Here is a 26,650-nt window from a genome sequence, read left to right as displayed (position 1 = left end):
TTATTTTTCCACGGGGTTGCCTATCATGTTACCCCACTCAGTCCAGGATCCATCATAATTTCTTACTTTGGAGTAACCGAGTAGATATTTTAATACAAACCAACTGTGAGATGATCTTTCCCCAATCCTACAGTAACATATAACATCCTTGTCAGGAGTAACACCTTTCGGTTCATAATTTTGTCTTAATTCATCTACAGCTTTGAAGGTCCCATCAGCATCATTAACAGCAGTAGCCCATGGGATATTGTTGGCATTTGGAATATGGCCTCCTCTTTGAGCATGTTCCATTGGATATTCAGGAGGAGCTGTAATCTGCCCTGAGAATTCTGCTGGAGATCTGACATCAACCATAACAGTATCTTCCTTACCCAAAGCTCTGCTTACGTCAAACAGATAGGCGCGTAATCCTTCATCAGGAGGTTGTGCATCATATGTAGAAGGTGTTATTTGTGGTACATCAGTAGTGTAATCTCTATTCTCTAGTTCCCATTTTTTACGTCCACCATTCATGATCTTCAGATTCTGGTGGCCATAGTACTTGAAAACCCAAAAGACAAATGCAGCAAACCAATTGTTGAAATCACCATAAAGGATAACCTCAGTTTCAGGAGTTATACCATTTTTGGACATTAATGCTTCAAATTGTTTTTTATTAATAATATCACGTGTGACAGGATCATTGATATCGCGTTTCCACCAAATGAGGCTAGCTCCATTTACATGTCCTTTTTCATATCCGTTAACTGGATCATAATCAACTTCTACTATTTTTCTATTCTCGTTGGGAGGGTTTTGAGATATCCATTCTGTATCAACTAAAACTTCTGGATGTGCATAACTCATAGTTTGTATGAGATAATTTTCATACTTAATTGTTTTCCCAACAGTTCCAAAAATATCATTTTTAAGTAAAAGGAGTTGAGAAGAATAGATTGAAGCTTCAAAAGGTTGCAGTTGTAAGTAAAGTCGGTTCAAAAGATTCGGAACAAGCTGCAAAAGATGTTGCAAAAAAACTCTTGGCAAAAAAATCAACAGTATTCACAATTGCTCCGATTCAGGTAGAAGGAGCAAGAAAAGTTGAAACATTAGAGGAGTTAAAACAGGAAAAATTAGACCTAGTCATCACCTTAGGAGGAGATGGTACCACACTACGTGTTTTTAGAAGTTTAGACAACGAGGTGCCCATTCTAACAATCAACGTAGGAGGAAACAGAGGAATTTTGGCAGAGATTACAATTGATGAAATAGATGATGCAATAAATCAAATTTTAAAGGATAAATTTTTCTTAGATAAAAGAATAAGAGTAGTGGCATCATGTGGAGGAAAAGAATTCCCTCCAGCATTAAATGAGATATACATAAGTCGAACAAATTTAACTAAAACTGCTGAAATCGAGATAAAATTTCAAAACGACACAGTAAAACAAAAAATGGATGGAGTAATAGTTGCAACCCCGAGTGGGTCTACAGGTCATTCATTTTCTTTGGGAGGACCAATATTACATGAAAGTTTAGATGTTTTGATCATCACACCTGTTGCGCCAGTTTACAGATTGGAATCAATTGTGGTTCCAGATGAAAAGATTGAGATTTTTTGTTCGCATGATTGCAATATCGTAATGGATGCACAGGTTATAAAAACAGCAGGATATGAAGAGTCAGTAACAATCAAAAAATACAAAAAAACTGCAAACTTTGTAAGATTGAAAAAAAGAGGGCTAAGACAGATGAGCAAACTTGGGTTTTAGAATTTTAGATGCAAGTGCATTTTATGCAGGAATCCCGTTTAGATCGAATAACGAATTCCATACAACATCACTTGTTTACGATGAAATAAAACATATTAAAAAAAATCACAATGCTCTAGGAACACTACTTGAAACTAACCGATTAAAAATTAGAGAACCTACCATAGAGGCAATTAAATCTGCAACCAATGCTGCAAAAAATTCAGGGGATTTTACCCAACTTTCAAAACAAGACATATCAATAATTGCATTAGCCATCGAGATGAAAGGAGAAATAATTACAGATGATTTTGCAATTTCAAATGTTTCAGAAAGTTTAAAATTAAAAATATCACCCATAATGACTAAAGGCATAGAAGATGTAGGAAAATGGATTCATTATTGTCCAGGATGTAGAACAAATCATACAAATGTAAAAGAATGCCCCATGTGCGGGACGGTATTGAAAAGAAAATTGATTAAAAAAAAGTCTCTTTCCGATGCAGGCAATCAACATTAGTGGTTTGAGCCATTTACAATAGTTGAAAGAAAAATCAATCAGAAAAGATATAGAAATTTTGAACTGCAATAATGTCATCATTTTAAAAATTTCAAGATTTCAAAATTATTATAATTAAATCATCACATATCAGTTAAGGTTTTTTGGTTTGATTCCTTGAGGAATTTATTTGTAGATTCCAACATTTTTTTAATTTTCTTTGCACGTGCATCTCCTAGACCCTCAACTTTGGCAAGATCAGCCGTTGTTGCAGTAAAAACTTTCAAAGGAGTTCCAAATTTTGCAAGCATTCGTATTGCAAATTTCTCCCCAATCCCAGGCAATGAACATAAAACGGATAATTGCTGTTTTTCTAGATCAGTTGATTTTTTGATCTTTTTCAAATAAGGTCCCTGATGAGGGTTTTTCTTGGAACACATAGAAACTAGCAATTTTGCTGTGTGAGAAGCACTAGGAGTAGGAATAATTGGAATTTTCAAGTCAAGAACAACGGTAGAAATTGCACCGTAAAAGATAAGTGGATTTTCTGTGATTTCTTCAATTTCATCAACATTACCCTCCATCAGAACAATTGGATGTTGAAAATTTTTTGTCAATCTTTCACATTGATCGTATAATCTTCCATCAAAGACAGAAGACATCAAATCTCTAATGCTCTTTCTTTCAATAACAGTTTCAGGTGCAACAATATAATCACCAATGGGCAAAGTTTTCATCTCCACACTTAACCCTACAGATTTAAGAAGATCAGGAATACCACTTTTTCGTTCTCGTTCATCTACAATTATTCTAAGATCATTAAGTTTTGCCAACAAAACAGATTACAATGGTTTGTTAATATTTTGTTTGAAAATAAAATAACAACTATTTTCGAGGATTGTCATCAGAGGATGCAGTAGAACCTGAAGGGTTAGCAGAACCTGTTTTCATCATTTCAGTGATTTTAGCTTCTTGTTCTTTCAGAGTTTCTTTCACTCTAGATTCTTGTTTTTCGAGAACTGTAGCACGTGTTTTTGACATTTCAAATTTTTCTTCCAATTCTTCAATCAACTCTTTCTTAGTGGACTTTATCAATACAGTACCTGCATGTTTGAAGACAGCATCATCATCGGAGACTTTTTTTAATTCTTCAAGTGCCTTTTGAGTTTCGGCCTTTTCAATCTCAAGATGTTGTTTTTGAGACATTATGGATTGTAGATTCTGTTGTGATTGTTGCATTTTCATAATTTGTTCTTGTAGCCATGGTGGCATTTGTCCTGCAGACACAAAATATGAAAAATGTTATTTCATTATATCTTTACCGATTCTATAGAATCATAGCTAGCTTGAACTAATCTAAGAGTAGAGTTAAGATTTGCTCTTAAATGAGACAAATTCTCAGAAGTTACTAAAATTGTCAGATTATCATCTAGTTTTATTTCAGTTTTAACAGGATTTTCAGGATAAAATGCATTATCTATCGATACAGAATCATGAATAGCACCAGTTTTTTCTTTTGCATTAATGATTATTTTTGCACTAAAGTTTAATGTCATATGCGGTTCCGGTAATTTTAAAACTACATTTTTTACAGGACCAGATTCCAACTGCATCACGTCCAAATGTTTTTGAACCACATTCAGGACAAGTTCTTTTCTCTTTTAATTGGAGGTGAATTTTTGTATATTGTTTTCTAATTTTAATTCCGTATCTTGCACCTAAGCCCTTAAGAGATTTTTTTGCTTTTGCCATTTTTTCAGTCTACCTATTGTCCTTCTTTTAATTTTTCTCTTATTTTTGCTCCAACTCTAACTGAAATTTCACCACATTTTACGATTTCATCCATAGTGAATCCATCATTTCCACCTTTTTGCAAAGCACAAATATTTCCATCAGAATCACTTGTAATTGTAATTCTAGCGTCCATGCTAGCCCATTCCTCAGCATTTGGATCAACTATGATATGATTTCCTATTTTCCCCATTGTGACAGACACAGGGATTGTGGTGATTGGAACTGGAGAGTCTTCTCCTTCTACTAATGTAGGAACATCATCTACAAGATTCCATTTTGGAGTTTTTGAATAAAGTAGAGCTGCAGTAGCAGCATAGGAACATGCATCAAAAAGATTACCATCATAATCAACAACTACATTATCTGCAAATACACCGACAACTGATTTATCTTGCTCAATAACTAATTGAGACAAATCAATCATGTGACTCTCTCTAATTCCCCTATCAACAACTCTAGCTAATTCAATCACATCTGGGCCTGGAGGTCCAGTTTCAACGCTAGGGTGAGATAAAGGTAAAAGTTCAGCAGTACAAATGAAAATACCTTTGTCGCCCATATCAGGAAAAGGCCTATCAGGTTGAATTTTCACACCGCAGATTACTTCGGTATCACCAATTCGTACTCGGGCAGAACCATTAGCTTTTGGAATTACGTTTGTTTCAACAAGAACTTCTCTTGCTTCATCCAAAGATCGTCCATCTACACGCTTTCCATGTTCTAGTAGGTCAAGAATTTGTGTTTTCTTTAATTCATCAACAATAGAACCAGAAGTCATCTTCTAATCATCTCCACTTCCAAAATACTTGTCGTTGAGGGCCTTCTTTTGTAAGTCATAGACAATTTTACAGCCGTTAACTCCAACTTCAACACATTTTTTGAATTCTTCAGGAGTTAATACGCCATCTAGTTGCATCAAGGTTATCTTTTCAAGACTTGGCATATAACCAATAGGCATGTCGGCTTGTCCTGCTTGATCTTCTTCATTATTAACATCAAGAATAACAGTATCAGCAACTTTACCTGCTGCAATGGCTGCAACCATATCTTTCATCGGAATTCCAGCATCAGCCAAAGCTACAGAAGCTGCAGATAGTGCTGCACATCTAGTACCACCATCTGCTTGTAAGACTTCTATGAATACATCAACAGCAGTTCGAGGGAATTTATCCAACATAACTGCAGGTTCCAGAGCTTCTTTGATTACTTTAGATATTTCAATTTCTCTTCTTGAAGGAGCAGGGTTTTTTCTTTCTCCGACAGAAAAGGGTTCCATGTGATATCGGACACGTAAAATTCCAGTATCAGTATCAGACATGTGTTTAGGATGAACATCTCTAGGTCCAAATACTCCAACTAGAATTTTATTATCTCCAAATTCAATATATGCAGAACCATCTGCATTTTTTAATCCACCAGCTTTAATCATTATTCGTCTTGGCTCGTCAACTTTTCTGCCATCGCATCTAATTCCATTCTCGTCCAATAGGACCATTGTAGCTTCTCTTCCACCCATTATGATTCACCTTTTGATTCTAACATTTCTTTTACCTGATCAGTCAAATTAGCCACGTGTGCTTTATCATCAACCATTTGAATGGCTTTTTTAGCCTTTAATAATCCCTCTGAAGACTCGCATGAAACTACAACCCAACCATTTTGTCCAATTGTAATTGCGGCATTTGTAGCCATTTCAATAGCTTGAATCATTGTACCTCTCTTTCCAATTAGGCGTGGAACCTTGCTTGGAGAAATTTGAACTAGATCACCTGAATCAATTTTCCCCAGATCTCTATCAGAAATTGTTACCAAGGGATCTCTAGTCCTATCAAAATTTGCGATTCTAGCAGCAACAAGATCACCTGTCTTTAGTTTAGAGGTTAGTTCATCAGCGTGAGCAGAAAAATCCCTGCCAAAAACATCTTGTGCGGGCAAAAAACCAACATAGCAGGAATTAATATCGAGTTCCCAAGACAAAGAGGTATGAGAAACAACCTTGCCAATAACAAGATCATTAATTTTTGGAATGTATTTTCCTGTTAATGGAATTACCCTTACAGAGTCATCATAAATTTCGGAAATACCAATAGTAGTAGAGATAATCTTATTTCCTTCTAATAGTACATTTTGTTCAGGCCTATAAGGACCACTTGTAACTACATCACCAGGTATGACATATTTTCTTTTATTTTCCATTATTGTATTACCTCTACTGAAGCAGAACCTTTGGTTATAGAACCTAATCTATCAATCACGTTTGGCCTTGCTGCAGCGGGTATTTCAAGTATTGCTTTTAATGAACCGTTATTTTGCCAATCCTCTTTTTTTAGCGAACCTACAGATTTCAAAATAGCATAAGATTGTGATGCATATTGGGCAGGGATAACAATCTCCAGTTGTAAGTTCTCAGACTTTAGTGCAATTATGGATCGTAATTTGTCAACAATGTCTTTTACTTGTTCATCTACATTTTTTTGAGGATCAACTGAGATTCTTCCATCTTTCATAGCTTGTTCTATTCTTAATGGAGGATGTGGAAGATGGGTTTTAGGATCAACGTAAGTTTTAGCAATAAATGCGATTATCTGTTTTTTCTTTTCATCAACCATTTTACGTCTTTGATCAGTAGTAAGATTCAGATCACCTTTTTGCAGTATAATTTTGACAATTTCAGCAGAATCTTCAGTTTTGAATGCTTTAACTAATTTGTCAGTGGCAGGTTTAGTTCCTTTTCCAGAATCAGTATAGATGTCATCAGAAACCAACACTGAAGAAATATCTTTTTTCTTACCCAATTTGTAATCCAATGCAGGATCTGGTTTAACCAAAATTTCAAATTTTTCCCCTTCGTGGGAATACCGTACTACAGTAACATCTGCCATGCTATGTATCAAATAATTTAGTAATTAAGTGATAAGGTATCCTTTCTAATAGAGTCTCATGTGATCCCTTTAAAATTTGAAAAATCTAAAACTTGTATGAGTCATTAGAATGCTCTCACTGGATAAGATTTTTACAAAAAATATCAGCAAAAATAATGGAAAACCAAATGACGAATACAGAACTAGCTAGATTTTTATGTGGACTTTGAAGATTTTCTTCAAGATTTGTCATCTCTGGAAGTTATAAGCAAAGATAATCATAAGATTTCAATAAAATTAAAAGGCATTCCTCTGCAATATTCTAACGCACTCAGGCGTGTTTGCTTAAACGGAGTACCAGTTTTTGCAATTGATACTGTAGATATTATTGAGAATTCATCGGTTCTGCCAGATGAAGGATTAGCACATAGGTTAGGATTAATTCCAATAAAAACAGATTTGTCTAGATTTAACGAACCTGCAAAATGCGATTGTAAGAGTGAAGCAGGGTGTTCTAATTGTAAAGTCATGTTAGTTTTGGATTCAGGGGATGCAGATACTACAAGAACTGTGGTTTCAAGTGAATTATCATCAGAAGATGATTCAATAAAACCAATTTCAGATAAAGTCCCAATTGTACAACTTGCTCCCGGTCAAAGAATTAAAGTGGAATGTTACGCAAGGTTGGGTCAAGGTACTGAACATGCAAAGTGGAATTCTGCAAATATTTCAACACTGACAGAGACAGACAAGGAAGATGAAAGGATTCTCACAGTAGAATCAACAGGTGCTCTCACTCCAGAAGAGATCGTCTTGGCAGGAGTAGAAGAAGTAAGTAATCGATTAAATGATTTTAAAGCAATGATTGGACAAATTAAAGAATAGTCAAGCATAGACATTATATTTGGGTTTTAAACCGCATTATTCACATGACTAATCAAGTTGTTATACGTATGGCAAAAGATCTGAGAAAAGCATCAGCTAAAAATGATGCTCCAATATGGGCAAAATTAGCAGAATATGCCTTAAAACCATCAATTGCTAGACGTGATATCAATCTGAAAAGGATTGGTCAGTTGACAAAAGAAAATGATGTAGTAGTATTTCCAGGAAAAGTATTAGGTACAGGAAATATTCCTCATAAAATTACGCTGTGTTCATTCTCGATTTCAAATTCCGCTGCGAAGAAAATTATCAATAATGGAGGCAAACTGATAAAATATTCAGATTTAATAGAAAATAATCCCACAGGGAAAGGAGTTGTTTTGCTTGGCTGATCAAGAAACTGTGGTTAGAACAGACAAACCAATCGTAGTGGATGCAACGGATCATATTGCAGGAAGACTATCATCACAAGTTGCAAAATTATTACTAAAGGGCAACAGAGTGTCTCTTGTAAATTGTGAAAAGATCATGTTAAGCGGAACAAGGAGTAATATTATTAAAGAATACAGAGAATTTTTAGAAATCAACAGTATCATTAATCCAAAACACGGCCCAGTACATCCAAGAAGACCAGACACAATGATTACAAAAATGATCAGAGGGATGCTGCCATATGGAAAAAAACCATCAGGAATTGAGGCTCATAAAAGACTTAGAACATACATTGGATCACCAAAGGAACTAAAATCAATAGAGAAAATTCAATTTGAAAAAGCAAAAATTAAAAAATCTGCTTCAAACTACACCACAATAGGAGAACTAGGCAGAGTAATAGGGTGGACTGAATGACAACTCCAAAAACTGAAATCTATTTTGCAACTAGAAAAACATCTAGTGCTCACGTATACATTACAAAAGGTCAAGGTAAAGTTAGAATTAACAACATTCCTGTCGAGATGATACCACAAGAAACTGCACGTGAAGTGATTTTAGCACCATTAGAAATAACAGGTGACCTAAGAGAAAAAATAGATATTTCAGTCAGAGTTAGAGGAGGAGGTTTTATGGGGCAAGCTAGTGCAGTAGCCACAGGCATTTCAAGAGCACTGACAGGATGGACAAAATCAAAAAAAGAACCAAAAGAACACCCATTTCCAAAATCCACTAGAGAAGATCTAAGAAATAGAATAACAGAATTTGATAAATATTTGATTAGTGGAGATGCCAGAAGAAAAGAACCAAAGAAATTTGGTGGACCTGGAGCAAGAAGAAGAAAACAAAAATCCTATCGTTAGACTGTGAAGGCAGTAATTTTAGCAGGCGGCAAAGGAACTAGAGGTAAACCATATACAGATTATTTTCCAAAAGCAATGACACCTATCAATGGCAAACCATTGATAGATTACGTCGTAAAATATCTTAACTCTCAGAAAATTATCGATGAAATAATCATAATTGCAGATTTTGAGGGGCTAGGCGGACAAATAAGCAATTATTTTGAAAAGCAGAAAAACATCATCTTTGTTCAAGACTCAGGAAATGGAACTGGTGGAGATTTACTCCACATTGAAAAATTATTGAAAAAAGAATCAGAGTTTCTGCTATGGTTTGTAGATAATTTGTGCGCAATAGATATTGAAAAAATGAAAAAAGTGTTTAAAGAAAAGAAAAGTGTTGCATGTATTGCTACGCGAACTAAAAGAAAGGAAGAAACAGGATTTGCAGTTGTCAAAGACGGAATCATAACAGAATTCAAAGAAAAACCAATTGTAAAACTACACTTGGCAGAATGTCTAGGGATTTACATGTTAGGAAAAGAGGTAATCAAAAAAATAAAAGCAAAACAAGATCAAATAGAAATTAATCTAGCATATGACATATTGCAAGATCTTTCCAAAGAGGGAAAAATAAGTTCTTATGACATAGGAAATAAAGAATGGATTGATGCAGAATCACCAACAGTTTTAGAACGAAACAAGAAAGCAGTAAATAAAATTACAAAACAGATGGGATTTTAGAATTCTCTTCAAATTGTCTAATTTTGTCATCATATTCCAATGTCTGAGAAATATCATCTAATCCTTCTAGAAGAATTCTTTTTTTATGAGAATCAATTTCAAAGGAAATTTCATTAGAAGATGTTGTAATCGTTTGACTTTTAAGATTTACAGTAATAGGATCCTTTTCTAACAAAAGTTCATCAATAATTTCCTGTTTTAATGAGATTGGCAAGATCCCATTTTTGAAACAATTGCTAAAAAAGATATCAGCAAAAGAAGGAGCAATTATTACCAAAAAACCATAATCAAGAAGAGCCCATACAGCATGTTCCCTACTAGAACCACATCCAAAATTAGCGCCAGATATTAAGATTTTAGAATGAGCATACCGAGAGTTGTTTAATACAAAATCAGTTTTTTCTTTTTCATTTTCATCATACCTCCAATTATAAAACAAGAATTTTCCAAAACCTGTTTTTTGAACTAATTTTAAAAATTGTTTTGGAACAATTTGATCCGTATCTACATTGACTTTATCGAGAGGAGTAACAATACTGGTCACATTTACAAATTTCTTCATTAAATCAAATCCATTTTACGTACATCAACAAAATGACCATTTATTGCTGCTGCTGCTGCCATTACAGGACTTACGAGGTGAGTGCGACCTCCAGTACCTTGCCTTCCTTCAAAGTTTCGATTAGAAGTACTTGCACATCGCTCGCCAGGAGATAAAATGTCAGGGTTCATTCCCAAACACATGCTGCATCCAGCTTCCCTCCATTCAAAATTTGCATCAATGAAAATTTTATCAAGACCTAATTCTTCGGCTTGTTTTTTTACTAATTGAGAGCCAGGAACAACCATTGCCCGTACGTTTGGAGATATTTTTTGCCCATGCACTACCTTAGAGGCTTCAATTAGATCTTCTAGCCTAGCATTGGTACATGAGCCAATAAAGACTCTATCAATTTTAATGTCTTCCATATGTGTTCCAGGTTCAAGATTCATGTAAGCAAGAGCTTTTTCAGCACCTTTTTTTTGACTAGAATCGCCCTTTGAAAATTCTTCTGGAGAAGGAATAGACTCGGTAACATCACATGTCATTCCAGGATTGGTTCCCCAGCTAACCTGAGGAGCTATTTCATCAATATTTATGGTGAATTGTTTTTCAAATTTGGCATCAGCATCTGTTTTCAAATAATCTCTCCAAGAATCCACCAAAGATTCATAATTTTTTGGAGTGTATTTCCTATCTCTCAAATAATCAAAAGTAGTTTCATCAGGAGCAATAAGTCCAGCACGTGCACCAGCTTCAATAGACATGTTACAAATTGTCATTCTTTGGTCCATAGAAAGATCAGTGATTCCTTCGCCTCGATATTCAATAACAGTACCATTTCCACCACTTGTTCCAATTTGTTTGATAATTGAGAGGATTAGATCTTTAGCAGTTACTGCATGAGGATTACTTCTTTTTCCTTTCACTAAGATTTCAAAAGGTTTTGGTTTTTCCAACCACAAAGTTTGAGAAGCAAGAACATGTTCGACCTCACTTGTTCCAATTCCAAGAGCTAATGAGCCAAAAGCTCCATGTGTAGAAGTATGGCTGTCTCCACAAACAATTGTAGAACCAGGAAGAGTAATTCCCAATTGCGGGCCAATTACATGTACAATACCCTGATTAGGACTATTGATGTCAAATAGTTTTATTCCAAATTCTTTACAATTTTTTTCCAAAGTTTGGATTTGTACAGCAGACGTTTGGTCCAAAATTGGAAGAGATCTATTATCAGTAGGAACGTTGTGATCCATAGTAGCTATAGTAAGATCAGGTCTACGCACTTTTCTATTATTCATTCGTAATCCGTCAAAAGCTTGAGGAGATGTTACTTCATGGACAAGATGTCTGTCAATATAGATGAGTGATGGCCCACTAGACTTTTCAACTACAACGTGAGATTCCCAGATTTTTTCAAAAAGAGTTTGCCCCATACTAATCCTGTTCTGGTTTGTACTTGAAGAGCCCTCCTGCAGCAATTATCTTGTCGATAATTTCAGAGAATGGCTTCATTTTGTATATTTTGTTTTTGCTGATATTCTTAATTTCATTGGTAGAGATGTCAATGTCAATTTCGTCGCCTTCAGAGATTCCATCATAGGCGTCTTGGTCAATTTCAATTGGAAGTAAAAATGCGCCATCTACAGAATTGCGATAAAAGATTCTTGCAAAAGACAATGCGAGTACGGCCTTTATCCCAGAATGAGATAAAGCGATAGGGGCATGCTCACGGGAGGATCCACAACCAAAATTTTTTCCAGATAAAATAAAATCACCATCTTTTACTTTAGAGTGAAAATCAGGGTCAAGACCTTCCATAGCATGGGTTGCAAGTTCAGCATAATCATGAATTTTGAGATATTGACCAGGAATGATCACATCAGTATCGATATTATCTCGGTCATATTTTATGACATTTCCTTTCATCATAAATCCCTCGGATCAGTAATTTTACCGGTAACAGCTGAAGCTGCAGCAACCATAGGAGATGAAAGATATGTTTGGGACTCAACATGACCCATTCTACCTGGGAAATTACGATTAGTAGTACTAATGCAAATTTCATCTTTTGCCAATACGCCCATATGAGCTCCACAACATGCACCACATGTTGGAGGACCAACTGTGACTCCAGCATCTAAGAAAATTTTCAACAAACCATTCTCCATAGCACGTTGATAAATGGATATTGCAGCAGGCAATATTTCAGTCCTAATTTTGACTTTTCTTCCTTTTAGGATTTTTGCTGCAGCTTCTAGATCCTCGTATTTTGCACCAGTACAGGATCCAATATAGGATTTGTCTAATTCAACAGAAGGAGTTTCTCTCACAATTGAAATATTTTCTGGAGAAAAGGGTTTTGCAACAATTGGTTCCATTTCTTCGCTTTCATATTCAAAAACTTTGGCATACTCAGCATCAGAATCACCGTGAGTTAATTTGATATTTGTAGCTCCTCTGCTTTCTAAATAATCTACAACTTTTTGATCAGGTTCAACAATACCATTTTTGGCACCAGCTTCGGTAGTCATATTGCATAATGTCAAACGGCTTTCCACGGACATCGCATCAACACCAGTACCGCCAAACTGCATGGTTCTATATGCACCACCATCAGTTCCAATTTCCCCAATTATTTTGAGAATTAAATCCTTGGCCATGACATGGTCTGGCAACTTTCCATTTAATTTGAAGTAATAAGTTTCAGGAATTTTAAACCAAATTTTTCCATTCAATAAAACATATGCAATGTCAGTATGTCCCAAGCCACAAGCGAAAGCTCCTAATGCACCAGTAGTATTAGTATGAGAGTCTCCACCAACATAGACATCTCCAGGCATCACCATTGCTTCTTCATGAGACAAAGTATGACAAATCCCATATTGTCCCATGCCATATTTGAAATGCTTCTCAATTCCAAAATTTTTTGTAAAATTGGATAGTTTTACAATATTTTCTGCCGAAACTTTTTCGGCAGATGGAACAAAATGGTCTTCAGCAACCCAGACTTTTTTCGGATCCCATAACTTGTCAACTGAGATTCCTTGTTTTTTGAGTTTATCAAATACCTTTAGCACACCTGGCCCAGATACATCATGAACCATAACTTTATCGACATTGGCAAATACAACATCGTCTGGAGAAACGCTTGTTTTTCCAGATGCACGTGCCAATATAGTTTCAACAATATTCATAACAGAAAGATTTGACAGGACTACAGATTAAAAGCTTTTCAGAAAAAAATCTTCAAACAAAAATAGACAATTAAAAACACACATCACAACAGTAAAAAAAGAAAAACAGTGCATAAACACATGAAATTAACGGTTTTACCACTTTTGGCAGAGAGAAAGACGGAGAAATTTGATATTTTTGAATCTATACAAGAAACTTTAGAAAGAAATAATGAAAGATTTCAAGATGGAGACGTAATAGTAATTTCAACAAAATACATCTCAAATGCTCAAGGTAGAATTATCAACACACAGAAAACATTGGTATCAGAAAAAGGTAAAAAAATTTCAGAAAAATTTCAGTTAAGGCCTGAAATTGCAGAAATCATAATAAGAGAGTCAGATAAAATTTTAGGAGGAATAGGAGGATTTCTAATTACATCCTCGAATAATGTTTTAGCACCAAATGCAGGAATTGATAAATCTAATGCAAAAAAAGGAAATGCAATTCTGTATCCAACAGAGCCATATCTAACAGCAGAACAGATACGTAGAAAAATTTTCTTAAAATGGTTTGTGCATGTAGGGGTGATTTTAGTAGATAGTAGATTAATGCCTGCTAGAATTGGAACTTCAGGAATTGCTGTTGCATGTGCAGGTATAGAACCAGTATTAGATATGAGAGCAAAAAAAGACTTGGATGGAAATCCACTAAAAGTTACATTTCAAGCAACAGTAGATAATCTTGCAACAATCGCAAATTACAAAATGGGGGAAGGGGCAGAGCTAAAACCATTTGCGATAGTTAGGAATTCAGAAGTAAAACTCACAGATAGGAAAATAGATCCATCGGAAGTGGCAATTTCTCCAGATCAATGTATCTATGTGAGAGGGTTATCAAATCCACCTTTGGTTGATTGAATGTAGTTCTGCTTTAAATAGAGGTATTTTAGTGGAAAAAACAATGGAGTATCTAACAACATACCCAAAGACAATATCATTTTTTGATGGAATTAAACATAAGATTCACGTTGACAATAAGGAAGGAGTAGAGCAACTTCATATCGTGGTTAAAAGAAATTTTGAAGAATTAATGAAAATTTTCACAGAAGAAGGATTTACTAAAGTAAAATTCGAACATAAGCAACCAGATCAAATTGGGAATGGTTTGAATTTGAAATTAAAAAAACCTTGGGAAATGCACGTCAGAATGGTTGACTTGAAAAAAGGACTAATTGGAATTCATGCAGAAGTAGAAGTGTCAAGAGATTATCTTCAACATTTGTTTTCCCAAAGAACACCTGTGGTTTACGAAGTAGAAGAGATTCTAAAAAAATATCAAATAGAGTACAGCATCTGGCATGACAAAATCAAGAAAAACGTACATGCAATTGTTGACAATTACAAAGTAAAACTTGCAACGCCCAGTCTTCCAGTTTTTGCATGGAAGCCAATGTTATTTGTAATTGGAACAATTGCGGCTTTTTATGGCTGGAAATATTTTAACACTATATTGTAATTAGACTCCAAGAGTTTCAGCCTTGCTTAACTCTAGAAATACCTTATCGCCAACAGAAAGCCCCATTTCCTTGTATTCATGCATTTCAAGTTTCAATTGTGTGACACCACCTTGCATTCCACCAATACCACCACCTATTCCAGACAACATTTTGTTTAGATCCTTCATCATATCATTCATGTTAGTGAATCCCATAACTTTGGGACTTCCAAATGGTGAAGGAGGGTTTTGGGTACCTTCTTTGAGATCTTTAACTGAAGATAAAGAGACTATGACATAGGGAGCGCCATCAGGTGCAGCATCAATACTTCTAACAACATATTCTTTTTTCATATCTAATAAGATAATCTCTTTCCATATATTTTTAATTTTAATGTAAAATAGACTGTTTATTTAAAAATTGAAGCTTTAATAAGAATTTTTGAGAAATTTAGATGATGGTAGAAAGTTTAAAAACAAATTTAACATACTATGGAATTTCCCCATGGGAAATTGAGGTTCTATACGGATTTCTAAATTCACATTTTACAATTATTCAAAATGAAATAGAGCCAAATGATGAAAATTTTGTCAGTTATTTAGATCTCCAAATTCCCCTTACATTTAATGAAGCATTTTTTCAATGGTTTGATTTCAAACGATGGGAAAAAGTCAAGGCAGTATTCAAAGAGATGAAAAGAAGGAGAGGAACAGATAATGCTTTAAAGATAAAAATTAATTTTGTCGGAGAGCCACGAATTGTGTTTAATATCGACGTAGCAGATAAACAATGGTTTGATAATGCATTAGAGAAAATCGATTTTGTTTTAGAGTTATTGCCTTATCATTTAGATCCAAAAAAACTCCCATCGGAAATTTTAGAGATCGATTATAGATTTGATTCAGCGTCAATAAGATGGAGATTGAACATGGCATTATCACAAAATAAAAAATTTATCTATAAAGGAAATGAGTGGAAGGAGATTATTTGATATCTTTCTGAAAAGGTTCTAGCAAATTATGCAGTTCCTTATATTTTGATTCAAGGAATTCCAAAGCGTCATCTAGTTTTTTTGTTTTTCCGTATTTGTAACGTATTAGCTCCCTATGATGCCAATATGTTTTTCCAGATTCACCAGAAAGAGTAGTAAAATAATCAGGCCCCTTTAGAGTATCAGGCAAATTCACAAAATGAGGAAACACGATTTCAACGATAAACCATTCATCACCATCAGGATAATCAGAACCAGTATCAATATCGAAAAACACATGAAGCAAATCCGACTGCATAAACCCACTGTCATTGATATTTGGATGTTTTACAGAAGATTTCTTAAAATCAAGATTAATCAGTTGAGGTTCAAAGAACCCGGTAATGATAGACTTTCTAAAAATTTGATTAGCCTCATTAATGTTCAACAGAAGATTATCCCATAACTAGCCTATAACTTGTTATGTATTTGAATTTCTAAATTCTCAGGGAGTCTAGTAACGATGATACGTCAGTGGTAGGCATTCCGTTTTTGGAAATTTTTTGTTTGGATGGAGGGTTTTCAAGATAATTTGGTATTTTGTCTGTTAAACGAGTGGTAAATGGAGACACCAACTCATTTTGATAAAATATGCCAGTTGGGATCTTGGCATCCCATTCCAGAGATTTTATCAAAGCTTGTGACAATTTTTCATTGACTTCAGATTCTTCGGCATAGTGTACCGATGGATCATACATAGTATCTTCAAGTTTGTAAATCCTAGAATGCCTCTCCATGGATTCTTGGGCTAGATCTACTCCAGCATACCAGTCTCTTGTATTGATATCATTGTATGTAGGACAAGGTTGTAAAACATCAAGAAATGATAATCCTTTATGACATACTGCTTTGATGATTAAATCCTTGAGATGTCGTACATCATATGAATAACCACGTGCTACAAATGTGAATCCACTTGCTACAGCTAACCCTATTGGATTTACATTATAATTCGTATTTGGAGAGGGTAATGATTTTGTCTTTTCTCCTAATTTCAGTGTAGGAGAAGCTTGTCCTTTTGTAAGACCATAGACGCCATTATCAAAAATTATGTAAGTCATGTCCACATTACGTCTTCCTGCAGCAACAAAATGTCCTGCCCCAATTCCCAATCCGTCACCATCTCCACCTACAGCTACCACAGTCATATCAGGATTCGCAAGTTTCCCACCTTGAGCAAAGGTAAGAACTCGTCCATGCAAAGTATGTATTCCATATGTGTTGATAAAATGAGATGTTTTACCAGAACATCCAATACCAGAGAAAATTACTGCTTTATCTCTTTCGACACCCATTTCTGCAAGAGCCATTTGCAATGCATTTACAATTCCAAAATCGCCGCAGCCAGGACACCAATCATTATGTACGTCAGTTTTGTAATCTGCAAGCTTAAGCGCCATGACTTAAGACCTCTCTTTTTTGTGCTTTATTTTCAATGATTTTCTTTAACGAATCAAAAATTTCAGTACTTGTCATTCCTCGTCCCGTATATTTTAAAATATAATAATCAATTTCTCTAGATAAGTTTTGCTTAAAGATTTTTCCTAGTTGTCCAGAGTGATTAGCTTCAATATCAATTAAAATTTCAACATTATCGCCAAGAAGATGTTTTAGATAATCAGCAGGGAATGGATGAATCAGTTTTATTTGCACAAACCCCACATCAAATCCTTCTTTCTTCAACATGAATAGAGCATCAAGAATTGGTCCTTTGGTAGAACCCCAAGAGATTATGGTGTGTTTATGAATTCCATACGATTTGAGTTGTTGATTTTCTGGAATTTTTTCAGATATCAATTCCAATCTTGACATTCTCTTGTCCATCATTTTGATTCGTACCTGAGGATCCTCTGAAATATGACCAGATTCATCAGATTCATCACCAGTACTCCAAAAAATCCCATTGTCTAATCCAAGTCTGGATCTAGGAGATACACCATCATCATTATCAAGAGAGAATCTCTTGTATTCACCCTCAATTTTATCCAGTAATTTTCCTCTATCAATAGAAACTTTGTTCGGATCAAATTTTTCACACGTTACAACGGAACTGGAGAGAAATTTATCCATCATGTGAATGACAGGGACTTGATAAACATCTGCATAATTAAAACAATTTCCAGTATCATAGAAACTCTCTTCGATGTCACCTGAAGCATAAACGATTTTAGGAAAATCACCATGACCGGCAAATACAGCAAAAAGTAAATCGTCTTGTCCATGACGAGTTGGAAGACCGGTCGAAGGACCACTTCTTTGATACAAAGTAATTACAATAGGAACTTCATTTATGCCGGCCCAGCCAAGAGCCTCAGCCATTAGAGCAAACCCAGGACCTGAGGTCGAAGTGGAAGAGCGTGTTCCAGTTAATGCCGCACCAATCACCATACCAATAGCTGAAATTTCATCTTCGGTTTGAATAACGGCAGTAGATCCAGGTCTGTCATCATGGACTTGTAAAATTTCATTAGATTCCAAGTAAACACTTTCATCTGATGCAGGAGTTATAGGATAATAGGATTGGAATCTACACCCACAAACCATTTTTCCTATGGATGTTCCATAATGACCTTGAACAAGAATTGTATCAGATTGTTTTGAAATTCCCTTTAATGTTTGATCAATATTGTCAAAATTCTGAGTAGCATGAAGATATGAATGTCTAGCTGCCTGTTTGTTTATTTCAGCAATTAGGGGTTTTTTTGAAAATATTGAATCAATAGAGTCAAGTAAAGATTCAGAAGGCATTTGGATTAGTCCAAGAGACAGGGAAACACCAATGACATTATACATTCTTACTAAACCTCGTAATTTTGGATTGTTAGATTTGTCAGCTAGATCTTCTAATAATTTTTTAAATGACACAGGAAAAAGTTTAACTCCTTTTTCATTTGCAATTTCTAAAACTCCGGATATTGTAAAAGGTTTATTTTTTGATTCTAGAAATTTATGCAGTCTTTCTTTGAAAGGATTATCAAGTGTTCTAACCCTTCCAGTATCAATATCATTCAAATCAGAATCATAGATGATACTCCCAGTTGATGAAACTTCATCAAAATGACGGAAGATAGTTTCGGCATCAAAAGACACCATCAAGTTTACTTCATTGACATTGGAATGGATCTTTATGTCAGAAACTCTTACTGCAAAATAGCTATGCTCCCCCTTAATATTGGAATAAAATTCCCTTTTTCCAAATATCTGATATCCCATTTTAGCACAAACTTGGGAAAAAATATTAGCACCAGACTCAACCCCACTTCCTTGAGGACCTCCAATAAGCCAAGTAAAATCAGTAGATTCAGCAGCCATGTATTTCACCAAAAGAAGATTAGACTTCTAGCCACCTGTTGCTGCATCAAACAATGCGCACTCACATTTATCACGTTCACCACAATAAGGACATACACAGACACATTTCTCTATGGAATTTCCACACTCTATACAAATAGCAAATTCTTCCTCCTCAGCATTAGAAGACACAAAAGAACTAGAAAGAAATCGTATAAATGGTTTGAGATAAATTCCAATTAAAGTATGAAAAAAATTTTTCTAACGAGAACATTAGACGATTTAACATTAAAGAAATTAAAAAAAAGGTATCAAGTAGAGGTTCATTCTGGAAAAATTCCAATTTCTCAGACAAAACTACGATCAAAAATAAGAGGCATAGAAGGGTTAATCTGTTTTCCATATGATAAAATCGACAAAAAAACAATAGACTTGGCAGAAAATCTCAAAGTCATAAGTACCTATAGCGTCGGTTTTGATCACATAGACACAGAATATGCAAAGAAAAAAGGAATCAAGATTGGATATACGCCAGAAGTTCTAACAGATGCCACTGCAGATTTGACATTTGCATTACTACTTGATCTTATGAGAAGAGTGTCAGAAGGAGATCGAACAATTAGGAAGAAAAAATGGAATGAGGTTTATGGTGCGTTTGATTATGTGGGTTTTGATCTGCAAGGAAAAACATTAGGAATTATCGGATTAGGGAGAATTGGAAGAGCACTTGCTAAAAGAGCCAGTGCATTTGACATGAAAATAAACTATCATAACAGAAAAAGAGTATCAAAAACCTTAGAGAAAACTTTAGGTGTAAAGTTTGCATCCTTTGAGAAAATAATCACAGAAAGCGACATCATTTCGATTCATGTACCACACACTAAAGAAACTGAACACATGTTCAATTCGAATGTATTTAGAAAAATGAAAAAGACAGCATTTCTAATAAATACATCAAGAGGAAAAGTGGTTAACGAAAAAGATTTGATAACAGCACTCAAGAAAAAAACCATTGCAGGTGCCGGATTGGACGTATTTGAAATTGAACCAATTGAAAAAGACAGCCAATTACTAAGATTGGAAAATTGTCTAATCACGCCACATATTGGGAGTTCCACAATAGAAACTAGGAAAAAAATGGCAGAAATTACCATGAAAAATTTGGATTATGGGATCAGAGGGGAAAAACCGATCTACACACTATAGCACACAATTTAGGCCTAGTTCGTGAATAGAAAAATTGTGCAGTTTTTATATCTAATTTGCTAAGTACAACCAGATTGAAAAAATTCAAACATACCAATGAAGAATTAGAATTAGCTAAACTACAATCTGAAAAAGAGAAGAAGAAAAAAGAATCTAAAGAATGAAATTTTTCTCCTTGTCTTTTTCAGACAAGGTTTTTTTTAAAATCAATGAAAGTAGAATATTTATCACGTAATGTATCATATTCAAGTTTTCTATTTTGGATTAGTTTTTTGGAATCATCATACATTTTTGTAAAGAAAGCTGCAACAATACGATTTTCTTCATCATCATAGAAATGTATGCTATAACTAACTCGTTCGGGTTTTTCTTCTTGTATAAATTTGGCTGATTTTATTAACTCAGAATTAATATGCAGGTGAGCCGGATCATCATTTTCACCAATTGTGATCCATTTCTCTTTTTGTTTTATTTTATTAGGGGCCCTTATCTCACTTACAACACCATTATTTTTTACGATAAGTAAAACATTATCAATTTTGATTATATCAGAAAAAAGATCATAAAGTAACATGTACATTAGAAATAAAATAACTTATTTCAGTTTTTAGGATTTTTCATATCAATTTGTACAAAATCCTCTTCATCTCCATGAATGCAATCAGTTCCAACAGCTTTTACTGTAGCAAAACTAATTTTTCCTTCATGAAGTTTTCCTTCTCTTTGAAGAACACCAATTTTACCAGAAACAATTTGTTTATGCTTGTTACACGTAACACCTACCATATATTCATCCTTTTTGTCTATTATCGATACAATAAATTCTGGAGGGCTAATACATTGCTTCCCGTTTTCCATTACAGAACATCTATCAGGTAACACAAACCATGTTTATGGGCATCAGATATTAATCTTGATTATAACTGATTCAATTTAATATCAACTAAAATAAAATAAGAGTAGAATCGTTTGAATCAAAATTTTGACATTGTAATTGTAGGAGGAGGAATACTTGGAACTTCCATAGCATATTTCCTGTCGTTTCTTAACACATCAAAAAAAATTGGCGTAATAGAACAGGCTCACAAGGTTGCTTTTCATACAAGTGGGAGAAATACTGGAAAAGTACACGCACCTTATCTTTATGATCCTAATAAGAAGAAATTATTTGCAAAATCAGCTTTTCAGGGATATGAAATGTGGAAACAATATGCTGAATTAAAAAATCTCCCATTCAAAGAAGACGGAGTCATTGAAGTAGCCCTAGATCAACAAGGAGTAAAAATTCTTGAAAAATATGAAAAATGGGGAAAAGATAACGGATTGGACCAAAAAGACTTAGAATTATTGGGAAAATCAGATCTAAAAAAGATTGAACCTGAGATAGAATGTGAGGCAGCTCTATATGTACACAGAGATGCGTCAACGGATTACTCAATACTTACTAAATCGATTATGTCAGACAGCACGAAAAATAACATTAAATTTATTTTAAATAAAAAAGTCACAGAGATAATTAATAAAAATGGATTTTGGCACATAACATTAAACCATAATCAAAAGATTTCTGCAAAAGTTTTGATTAATGCAGCAGGAGGAGAATCAATAGATATTGCACACCAAGTAGGAGTAGCAGAGAATTTTACGGATGTTCATTTTAGAGGAGAATATTGGCAAGCTCCAAAAGAATATCTCAAAATAACAAAAACTAGCATTTATTCGGTTCCAGAAGTTCCTGAATATCCATTCTTAGACCCACATTGGATTATTAGGGTAGATGGGAGATGTGAAGTAGGCCCCAATGCTGTTCCAGTTTTTAGTCCTTATGGATATAACAAAACTGAAAACATAAAAGAATTTATTCCAAAAATATTAGAAATGATTGGATCAGGTGCAAGAAAAACAATTTTTGACAAACAGTTTCAAGAATTAGCAATAAATGAAATTAAATCATCCATGTCTAAAACTACAATGATAGACAGAGTAAGAAGATTTTTGCCCAAGATAAATCCAGAGAAATTCAAAACAAAAGGAACTGCAGGAATACGATCATCAGTCATTGATCAAAATGGAAAGTTTGTTCCAGATGTAATTCTGTTGGATCATAAAGCATCTTTTCACATTTTAAATTACAATTCACCAGGTGCAACGGGAGCTTTGCCATTCTCAGCTTATGTGGTAAACCAGCTTAATGAAAAAGGAATAATTCAAAATGAAAATGCAGATTCCAAATGCGGGCCATGGAAATTTAGTGAAATAATTGAGAAAATAAAAGACTAATTTTCGATTGTCAGTCTTTATATCTAAAAAAATAATTTAGAACACATTTCTTCCTTTTTTAAAATGAATTATGAAAATTGCTGTTCCAGAGAATGCCAGAAGCATTGCAGTTATTGGAATATGGATTTCAGGATGTTGATAAAAATGATAATTTGTTGGAAACATCTGATTGATCACGTACGAATCATAAAATAAGAAAAACATTCCAATAGTCATTATTATTATACCAATTTTTCCAAGAGATTTATCTAATTTCTTTGAGATTTGACTTTTTTCTTCTGAATGCAGAGGTTCATCGAGTTGTTCATCAGAGATATCTGAGATATCTTTTTCATCAATCAATTGGAATAGTAAGAAAAAACATGGTTAATTAGAATTGCTAAGATAGTAAAGAGTATAACCAAATGCTAAAAGAAATTTACTCAGCCACTTGGGGATTTACTAATTCGTAATAAAATATCATCACAAATCTTACGCATTTGAGAATCAGAACCAAGACTAGATATCCTAATTATATCACTAGTGGTGATAATTCCAACAACATTGTCCTTTTCTATTACAGGCAATTTGTGAATTTTTTTACTCTTCATTATTTCAGATGCCTCCCATATTGTATCATCATAAGGAATTGTAATCAGTGGAGAAGACATAATTTCGGATACATCAGTAAATAGAGGCAAACCTTCAGATGCAACCTTAGTAACAAAATCTCTTTCAGTTAAAATTCCAACAGATTTACCATCATTTTTAACAATTACACAACCAATTCCTTCATCAGTCATTTTTTTTGCGGCATCTTGAATAGAAGTAGAGTTATCGACAAAAATCAAATTTTTATTCATTACTTGATGTACAAACGTACTGTTCACAATAAGCTAACAATTTTCAGTTATTTGAGAGGAATTCCAAATTATCAAATTTGAAAATCAGATGAAGAAGAATTTCAATTACCAAGTTTATTTTAAAACAACATCACAACAGAGTTTTTAATTAATTGATGGCGCCGGGAGGGAGATTTGAACTCCCGTTCCCTTGCGAGAACGCGCTTTATGGTAAATTATTTCCAGGCGCGCGCCCTACCAGGCTAGGCGACCCCGGCACAGTCTTGCGACAAAATTATTTTGTAAAATTTGATTATATATTGTGTTACTTGAGAAATCCAATAGGATTACTTCCAAATCGTGACAGTGGCAGATTTTTCAATAGACATTCCTTGAGGATCAGTTCCCTTTACAGATATTTTATAGAGACCTTCAAGAGCGCCATCACCATCATTCTTTTTTTGATCCCATAGAAAAATAACTTCTTCGCCAGGATCTAAAATAGAAACTGAAGGTGTAGAAGATGGAGAATACATCAAAATTCCAGATAAGCCAGTAATCCTCAACCCATAAGAAGTGTCAGTGAAGTTCACCTGTGTTGTACCAGAATTAATTATTCGGATTTGGATGTCTTCACCTTTTTTAAAATCAAATTTTTCAGTTACAATAGACAAAGAAGATCCTTCTACATAGATTAATTGACTAGTATTTTTTACATCCATTAAAAAAATTCCATACCCAAGTCCAGCAAACACCCCAATACCAACAAATATGATCAGACTTTTAGCTAACAATTACTGAGAAATAGTTTCTTGATTTTTATTCCTTTGGAGATGAATCAGTAGATGATTGAAATGGGGGTTTTGTTCTCCATTTCTTAGGATAAGTATTTGGCGACATGATGATTCTTTTTGTTTCAAATGCATATCCTTTTGTCGCATCACGAATTTCATTTTCGTCCATTAAAGATTCAGCTAAAGCAACTGCCTCTCCTTTTTGAGTGTAAATTCCAACAACATCACCACGTTTTAAGTTTGGAGATATTTCTAAAATTCCAGGTATTGCGAGTTGAGCACCATGACATAAAGCATCAACTGCAGAGTCTCGAATTACTACAGATTTTATTTCACTAAACGCATATTCTACAGGTTTTATCATTTTCATTAGTTTGTCTGCATCTTTTTTTTCTTCCCATAAAGCAAATGCATTTGCAAGTTCATGCATAGTAACCAATCCATCTGATTCATAGAATTGGTCAACTCTTGTTCTTCGTAATTCAATCATCGTAGCGCCTGGTCCAAGTATTTCTCCCATATCATAATACAATTTTCTGATATACGTACCAGATTCGCATAAAATACGAGTTAAAAGTAATCTTTCTTTTTGTTCTAATACTTCAAATTCATATATGTGCCTGGTTCTTGTTTGACGAACCACAGCAGAACGTTGTGGAGGTTTTTGAAAAATTTCACCTCGAAACATATCAATTACTTCATCCAGTTTTTCTTTTGTAGGAAGAGAGTGAACTCTCCCAAGTGCATGGTATTCCTTAGGACCATATAGTAAAACTCCTAATGCTTTAGTAGCTTCACCTAGTCCCAAAGGCAACACTCCTGAAACTTGAGGATCTAATGTGCCACTGTGCCCAACCTTGGGAAGTTTTAAAATACGTTTAACCCAAGCCACTGTTTCGTGACTTGTTGGTCCAGGAGGTTTGTCAAGAATAATAATTCCATAGTTTAACAATTGTTCAATTGTTCTTTTGTCATAAAAAGTTCCATATGCATCATCAGTAATGTCTTGATCTATTTCAACAAGATTTTCAAGCTGTTTAAGAGTCATAACAATTTTCTCACAGTTTCTTTTGCCACATCTATTACTTGTTGTGCAGTAAGATTGTCAGTATTAATTATAACATCAAAAACAGATTTGTCTTCTCCAAAGTCAAAATCATATAGTTTTTTGTATAGTGCTCTGTTTTTGTCAAATCTCTCTTTTGTAATTTCATAAGCTTCATTAGAAGTCATGTTATCTCTAGATTGCATTCTCTTTGTACTACTTGCATGTGATCCTTCAAGCCAAATTTTAATGCCATTTTCGATTAACCAAGGTAAAGTATAACTTGTAATGACCATTCCACCTTGGTTAAAAAGTCCAATTAATTTTTTATCAAGTTTTTTGTCAAATTCGGAATTTGATTCACGTTGTTGTAGAAATTTCATACCATCAGAAGTATCCCACCAGTCATCTCCATCAGAATCAAATCCTTGCTCCTTTGCCATTTCCTTTAACACGTCACCTCCACTAAGATATTGTAGATTAAACTCTTCAGAAAGTCCCTTTGCAACAGTTGTTTTACCTACTGCAGGAGGACCGGAAATGACAATTGATTTGGTCAACTGAGATCCATGGATGTTTTTGTTAGTTTCATAATAATGCCACTAAATGCAATAGATGAAAGAAAATACCAAGCCCATAGATATAGAGCATTTTCCTCTTGACATACATGTTCAGGATCTGCTGCTTGTTCAGCAGTGCAAGTTAATTGAAACATATCACCAGGAATAACATTCAGTGGGATTGGGGATAGTGCAACTGTATATGCAAACAATTGTGGCAGTACAAGATAGAATATTAAGATCAAAGGAACAAAGGTTATCATCATAGGTCTCATGTTCATTTGCATCATTTCCATGGACATCTTGTTCATGTAAGCTGATTTTTTGCTTAATTCATTCATCTTTGCTTGATCTTTTGATCTCATTGCAGCCATTCGTTCTTTTTGCCATGCTCGAGTCTCCTTCATAATACGCTTTAGTTTGACCTGATCAACCATTTTCTTTCTGACCCCAGAGTTGAAAACGTTTAGGAGGATACCAAATCCGGAGACTGCAAACATGGAGTATATGATACCTTTAACCATTGGATCGTCACTACCAAGATGTCCAGCATCACCAAAGAAATCAAATTGAAGTGGTATCGATTCAATAAACAAGAGAATAAAGGTTAAGTCCATTTT

Annotated in this window: 38 protein-coding genes and 1 tRNA gene; 12 read left to right on the top strand and 27 right to left on the bottom strand. The window is 34.4% G+C overall.

Annotation, left to right across the window (positions count from 1 at the left end):
- Complete coding sequence (locus ACOQN3_RS02150; protein WP_420544847.1) at positions 1-846, bottom strand: sulfurtransferase; 846 nt, start codon at positions 844-846, stop codon at positions 1-3.
- Positions 847-935: 89 nt separating this feature from the next.
- Between ACOQN3_RS02150 and ACOQN3_RS02145 the strand changes: the two genes are divergently transcribed.
- The gene (locus ACOQN3_RS02145; RefSeq protein WP_420544846.1) at positions 936-1,751 is read left to right on the top strand and encodes an NAD(+)/NADH kinase; all 816 of its coding nucleotides are present in this window, start codon (positions 936-938) and stop codon (positions 1,749-1,751) included.
- A complete protein-coding gene (locus ACOQN3_RS02140) occupies positions 1,741-2,250 on the top strand; it encodes an NOB1 family endonuclease (RefSeq protein WP_420544845.1) in 510 nt (169 codons plus the stop codon). The genes ACOQN3_RS02145 and ACOQN3_RS02140 overlap by 11 nt, the downstream gene beginning before the upstream one ends.
- A gap of 122 nt (positions 2,251-2,372) precedes the next feature.
- Here the strand turns inward: ACOQN3_RS02140 and ACOQN3_RS02135 are convergent, their stop codons facing one another.
- The 8 genes from ACOQN3_RS02135 to ACOQN3_RS02100 are packed head-to-tail and all read right to left on the bottom strand — an operon-like array spanning position 2,373 to position 6,905.
- Positions 2,373-3,065 (bottom strand): ERCC4 domain-containing protein, encoded by a 693-nt coding sequence (locus ACOQN3_RS02135; protein ID WP_420544844.1) that lies wholly within the window; start codon positions 3,063-3,065, stop codon positions 2,373-2,375.
- A gap of 49 nt (positions 3,066-3,114) precedes the next feature.
- Positions 3,115-3,516, bottom strand: a complete 402-nt coding sequence (locus ACOQN3_RS02130) for a prefoldin subunit beta (protein WP_420544843.1) — start codon at positions 3,514-3,516, stop codon at positions 3,115-3,117.
- Between the two features lie 23 nt (positions 3,517-3,539).
- Positions 3,540-3,785 (bottom strand): KEOPS complex subunit Pcc1, encoded by a 246-nt coding sequence (locus ACOQN3_RS02125; protein ID WP_420544842.1) that lies wholly within the window; start codon positions 3,783-3,785, stop codon positions 3,540-3,542.
- Positions 3,769-3,981: a 50S ribosomal protein L37 gene (locus ACOQN3_RS02120; RefSeq protein WP_420544841.1), complete on the bottom strand. Its 213-nt coding sequence runs from the start codon at positions 3,979-3,981 to the stop codon at positions 3,769-3,771. The genes ACOQN3_RS02125 and ACOQN3_RS02120 overlap by 17 nt, the downstream gene beginning before the upstream one ends.
- Positions 3,982-3,994: 13 nt before the next feature.
- A complete protein-coding gene (gene rrp42 / locus ACOQN3_RS02115; RefSeq protein ID WP_420544840.1) occupies positions 3,995-4,801 on the bottom strand; it encodes an exosome complex protein Rrp42 in 807 nt (268 codons plus the stop codon).
- A gap of 3 nt (positions 4,802-4,804) precedes the next feature.
- Positions 4,805-5,539, bottom strand: coding sequence for an exosome complex exonuclease Rrp41 (gene rrp41 / locus ACOQN3_RS02110; protein ID WP_420544839.1), 735 nt, complete (start codon positions 5,537-5,539; stop codon positions 4,805-4,807).
- Positions 5,539-6,219 carry an exosome complex RNA-binding protein Rrp4 gene (gene rrp4 / locus ACOQN3_RS02105; RefSeq protein WP_420544838.1) on the bottom strand — a complete coding sequence of 227 codons (681 nt, stop codon included), beginning with the start codon at positions 6,217-6,219 and terminating at the stop codon, positions 5,539-5,541. The genes rrp41 and rrp4 overlap by 1 nt, the downstream gene beginning before the upstream one ends.
- Positions 6,219-6,905: a ribosome assembly factor SBDS gene (locus ACOQN3_RS02100; RefSeq protein WP_420544837.1), complete on the bottom strand. Its 687-nt coding sequence runs from the start codon at positions 6,903-6,905 to the stop codon at positions 6,219-6,221. The genes rrp4 and ACOQN3_RS02100 overlap by 1 nt, the downstream gene beginning before the upstream one ends.
- Before the next feature lie 198 nt (positions 6,906-7,103).
- On the opposite strand from ACOQN3_RS02100, the gene ACOQN3_RS02095 reads away from it, so the two are divergent.
- The 5 genes from ACOQN3_RS02095 (at position 7,104) to ACOQN3_RS02075 (ending at position 9,787) form a co-directional block, all read left to right on the top strand.
- On the top strand, positions 7,104-7,769 hold the full coding sequence (locus tag ACOQN3_RS02095; RefSeq protein WP_420544836.1) for a DNA-directed RNA polymerase subunit D: 666 nt from the start codon (positions 7,104-7,106) through the stop codon (positions 7,767-7,769).
- A gap of 68 nt (positions 7,770-7,837) precedes the next feature.
- Positions 7,838-8,161, top strand: a complete 324-nt coding sequence (locus ACOQN3_RS02090; RefSeq protein WP_420544835.1) for a 50S ribosomal protein L18e — start codon at positions 7,838-7,840, stop codon at positions 8,159-8,161.
- On the top strand, positions 8,154-8,618 hold the full coding sequence (locus tag ACOQN3_RS02085; protein WP_420544834.1) for a 50S ribosomal protein L13: 465 nt from the start codon (positions 8,154-8,156) through the stop codon (positions 8,616-8,618). The genes ACOQN3_RS02090 and ACOQN3_RS02085 overlap by 8 nt, the downstream gene beginning before the upstream one ends.
- Entirely contained in the window at positions 8,615-9,064 is a 450-nt protein-coding gene (gene rpsI / locus ACOQN3_RS02080; RefSeq protein WP_420544833.1) for a 30S ribosomal protein S9, read from the top strand. The genes ACOQN3_RS02085 and rpsI overlap by 4 nt, the downstream gene beginning before the upstream one ends.
- Positions 9,065-9,067: 3 nt before the next feature.
- Complete coding sequence (locus ACOQN3_RS02075) at positions 9,068-9,787, top strand: nucleotidyltransferase family protein (RefSeq protein ID WP_420544832.1); 720 nt, start codon at positions 9,068-9,070, stop codon at positions 9,785-9,787.
- On the opposite strand, the gene leuD (ACOQN3_RS02070) is transcribed toward ACOQN3_RS02075, so the two are convergent.
- Genes leuD (ACOQN3_RS02070) through ACOQN3_RS02055 form a run of 4 tightly spaced genes read right to left on the bottom strand, consistent with a single transcriptional unit; the run spans position 9,765 to position 13,525 of the window.
- Positions 9,765-10,349: a 3-isopropylmalate dehydratase small subunit gene (leuD, locus tag ACOQN3_RS02070; protein ID WP_420544831.1), complete on the bottom strand. Its 585-nt coding sequence runs from the start codon at positions 10,347-10,349 to the stop codon at positions 9,765-9,767. The two genes, ACOQN3_RS02075 and leuD (ACOQN3_RS02070), sit on opposite strands and share 23 nt — an antisense overlap.
- Positions 10,349-11,764 (bottom strand): 3-isopropylmalate dehydratase large subunit, encoded by a 1,416-nt coding sequence (leuC, locus tag ACOQN3_RS02065; protein ID WP_420544830.1) that lies wholly within the window; start codon positions 11,762-11,764, stop codon positions 10,349-10,351. The genes leuD (ACOQN3_RS02070) and leuC overlap by 1 nt, the downstream gene beginning before the upstream one ends.
- Before the next feature lies 1 nt (position 11,765).
- Complete coding sequence (gene leuD, locus ACOQN3_RS02060; RefSeq protein ID WP_420546582.1) at positions 11,766-12,257, bottom strand: 3-isopropylmalate dehydratase small subunit; 492 nt, start codon at positions 12,255-12,257, stop codon at positions 11,766-11,768.
- Positions 12,257-13,525, bottom strand: a complete 1,269-nt coding sequence (locus ACOQN3_RS02055; RefSeq protein WP_420544829.1) for a 3-isopropylmalate dehydratase large subunit — start codon at positions 13,523-13,525, stop codon at positions 12,257-12,259. The genes leuD (ACOQN3_RS02060) and ACOQN3_RS02055 overlap by 1 nt, the downstream gene beginning before the upstream one ends.
- A gap of 120 nt (positions 13,526-13,645) precedes the next feature.
- On the opposite strand from ACOQN3_RS02055, the gene ACOQN3_RS02050 reads away from it, so the two are divergent.
- Entirely contained in the window at positions 13,646-14,425 is a 780-nt protein-coding gene (locus tag ACOQN3_RS02050; RefSeq protein ID WP_420544828.1) for a coenzyme F420-0:L-glutamate ligase, read from the top strand.
- Between the two features lie 43 nt (positions 14,426-14,468).
- Positions 14,469-15,023 (top strand): hypothetical protein, encoded by a 555-nt coding sequence (locus tag ACOQN3_RS02045; RefSeq protein WP_420546581.1) that lies wholly within the window; start codon positions 14,469-14,471, stop codon positions 15,021-15,023.
- On the opposite strand, the gene ACOQN3_RS02040 is transcribed toward ACOQN3_RS02045, so the two are convergent.
- Positions 15,024-15,356, bottom strand: coding sequence for a hypothetical protein (locus ACOQN3_RS02040; protein WP_420544827.1), 333 nt, complete (start codon positions 15,354-15,356; stop codon positions 15,024-15,026). It abuts the gene before it with no gap.
- Positions 15,357-15,460: 104 nt separating this feature from the next.
- Between ACOQN3_RS02040 and ACOQN3_RS02035 the strand changes: the two genes are divergently transcribed.
- Positions 15,461-15,994: a hypothetical protein gene (locus ACOQN3_RS02035; RefSeq protein WP_420544826.1), complete on the top strand. Its 534-nt coding sequence runs from the start codon at positions 15,461-15,463 to the stop codon at positions 15,992-15,994.
- On the opposite strand, the gene ACOQN3_RS02030 is transcribed toward ACOQN3_RS02035, so the two are convergent.
- From ACOQN3_RS02030 to ACOQN3_RS02015, 4 genes are read right to left on the bottom strand one after another with little or no spacing between them, the layout of a single operon-like run.
- Positions 15,987-16,421, bottom strand: a complete 435-nt coding sequence (locus ACOQN3_RS02030) for a hypothetical protein (protein WP_420544825.1) — start codon at positions 16,419-16,421, stop codon at positions 15,987-15,989. The two genes, ACOQN3_RS02035 and ACOQN3_RS02030, sit on opposite strands and share 8 nt — an antisense overlap.
- A 49-nt stretch (positions 16,422-16,470) precedes the next feature.
- Positions 16,471-17,433 (bottom strand): 2-oxoacid:ferredoxin oxidoreductase subunit beta, encoded by a 963-nt coding sequence (locus tag ACOQN3_RS02025; RefSeq protein ID WP_420544824.1) that lies wholly within the window; start codon positions 17,431-17,433, stop codon positions 16,471-16,473.
- The gene (locus ACOQN3_RS02020) at positions 17,423-19,345 is read right to left on the bottom strand and encodes a 2-oxoacid:ferredoxin oxidoreductase subunit alpha (protein ID WP_420544823.1); all 1,923 of its coding nucleotides are present in this window, start codon (positions 19,343-19,345) and stop codon (positions 17,423-17,425) included. Before ACOQN3_RS02020 ends, ACOQN3_RS02025 begins: the two co-directional genes overlap by 11 nt.
- A gap of 27 nt (positions 19,346-19,372) precedes the next feature.
- Entirely contained in the window at positions 19,373-19,516 is a 144-nt protein-coding gene (locus tag ACOQN3_RS02015; protein ID WP_420544822.1) for a hypothetical protein, read from the bottom strand.
- 54 nt (positions 19,517-19,570) lie between these two features.
- On the opposite strand from ACOQN3_RS02015, the gene ACOQN3_RS02010 reads away from it, so the two are divergent.
- Positions 19,571-20,530, top strand: coding sequence for a 2-hydroxyacid dehydrogenase (locus ACOQN3_RS02010; protein ID WP_420544821.1), 960 nt, complete (start codon positions 19,571-19,573; stop codon positions 20,528-20,530).
- 184 nt (positions 20,531-20,714) lie between these two features.
- Here the strand turns inward: ACOQN3_RS02010 and ACOQN3_RS02005 are convergent, their stop codons facing one another.
- Together ACOQN3_RS02005 and ACOQN3_RS02000 are read right to left on the bottom strand one after the other, a co-directional pair.
- Positions 20,715-21,104 carry a ChuX/HutX family heme-like substrate-binding protein gene (locus ACOQN3_RS02005; RefSeq protein ID WP_420544820.1) on the bottom strand — a complete coding sequence of 130 codons (390 nt, stop codon included), beginning with the start codon at positions 21,102-21,104 and terminating at the stop codon, positions 20,715-20,717.
- Positions 21,105-21,130: 26 nt separating this feature from the next.
- On the bottom strand, positions 21,131-21,412 hold the full coding sequence (locus tag ACOQN3_RS02000) for a hypothetical protein (RefSeq protein ID WP_420544819.1): 282 nt from the start codon (positions 21,410-21,412) through the stop codon (positions 21,131-21,133).
- 87 nt (positions 21,413-21,499) lie between these two features.
- On the opposite strand from ACOQN3_RS02000, the gene ACOQN3_RS01995 reads away from it, so the two are divergent.
- A complete protein-coding gene (locus ACOQN3_RS01995) occupies positions 21,500-22,810 on the top strand; it encodes an NAD(P)/FAD-dependent oxidoreductase (RefSeq protein ID WP_420544818.1) in 1,311 nt (436 codons plus the stop codon).
- A 36-nt stretch (positions 22,811-22,846) separates the two neighbouring features.
- Here the strand turns inward: ACOQN3_RS01995 and ACOQN3_RS01990 are convergent, their stop codons facing one another.
- The 7 genes from ACOQN3_RS01990 to ACOQN3_RS01960 all read right to left on the bottom strand — a co-directional run bounded on the left by ACOQN3_RS01990 (position 22,847) and on the right by ACOQN3_RS01960 (position 26,647).
- A complete protein-coding gene (locus ACOQN3_RS01990; protein ID WP_420544817.1) occupies positions 22,847-23,152 on the bottom strand; it encodes a hypothetical protein in 306 nt (101 codons plus the stop codon).
- An 80-nt stretch (positions 23,153-23,232) separates the two neighbouring features.
- On the bottom strand, positions 23,233-23,679 hold the full coding sequence (locus ACOQN3_RS01985; protein WP_420544816.1) for a CBS domain-containing protein: 447 nt from the start codon (positions 23,677-23,679) through the stop codon (positions 23,233-23,235).
- Between the two features lie 129 nt (positions 23,680-23,808).
- Positions 23,809-23,909: transfer RNA gene (locus ACOQN3_RS01980), tRNA-Ser, on the bottom strand.
- 69 nt (positions 23,910-23,978) lie between these two features.
- Positions 23,979-24,425: a hypothetical protein gene (locus tag ACOQN3_RS01975; protein WP_420544815.1), complete on the bottom strand. Its 447-nt coding sequence runs from the start codon at positions 24,423-24,425 to the stop codon at positions 23,979-23,981.
- Between the two features lie 25 nt (positions 24,426-24,450).
- Entirely contained in the window at positions 24,451-25,473 is a 1,023-nt protein-coding gene (locus ACOQN3_RS01970; RefSeq protein ID WP_420544814.1) for an RNA-guided pseudouridylation complex pseudouridine synthase subunit Cbf5, read from the bottom strand.
- Complete coding sequence (locus ACOQN3_RS01965; RefSeq protein WP_420544813.1) at positions 25,470-26,030, bottom strand: AAA family ATPase; 561 nt, start codon at positions 26,028-26,030, stop codon at positions 25,470-25,472. The genes ACOQN3_RS01970 and ACOQN3_RS01965 overlap by 4 nt, the downstream gene beginning before the upstream one ends.
- On the bottom strand, positions 26,027-26,647 hold the full coding sequence (locus tag ACOQN3_RS01960; protein ID WP_420544812.1) for an EMC3/TMCO1 family protein: 621 nt from the start codon (positions 26,645-26,647) through the stop codon (positions 26,027-26,029). Before ACOQN3_RS01960 ends, ACOQN3_RS01965 begins: the two co-directional genes overlap by 4 nt.
- Between the last annotated feature and the right edge of the window lie 3 nt (positions 26,648-26,650).

This window comes from Candidatus Nitrosopumilus sp. (assembly GCF_965223225.1).
GTDB lineage: Archaea > Thermoproteota > Nitrososphaeria > Nitrososphaerales > Nitrosopumilaceae > Nitrosopumilus.
Note: the sequence above shows the minus strand (reverse complement) of the source record. Positions and strands in the feature narration are given on the sequence as shown.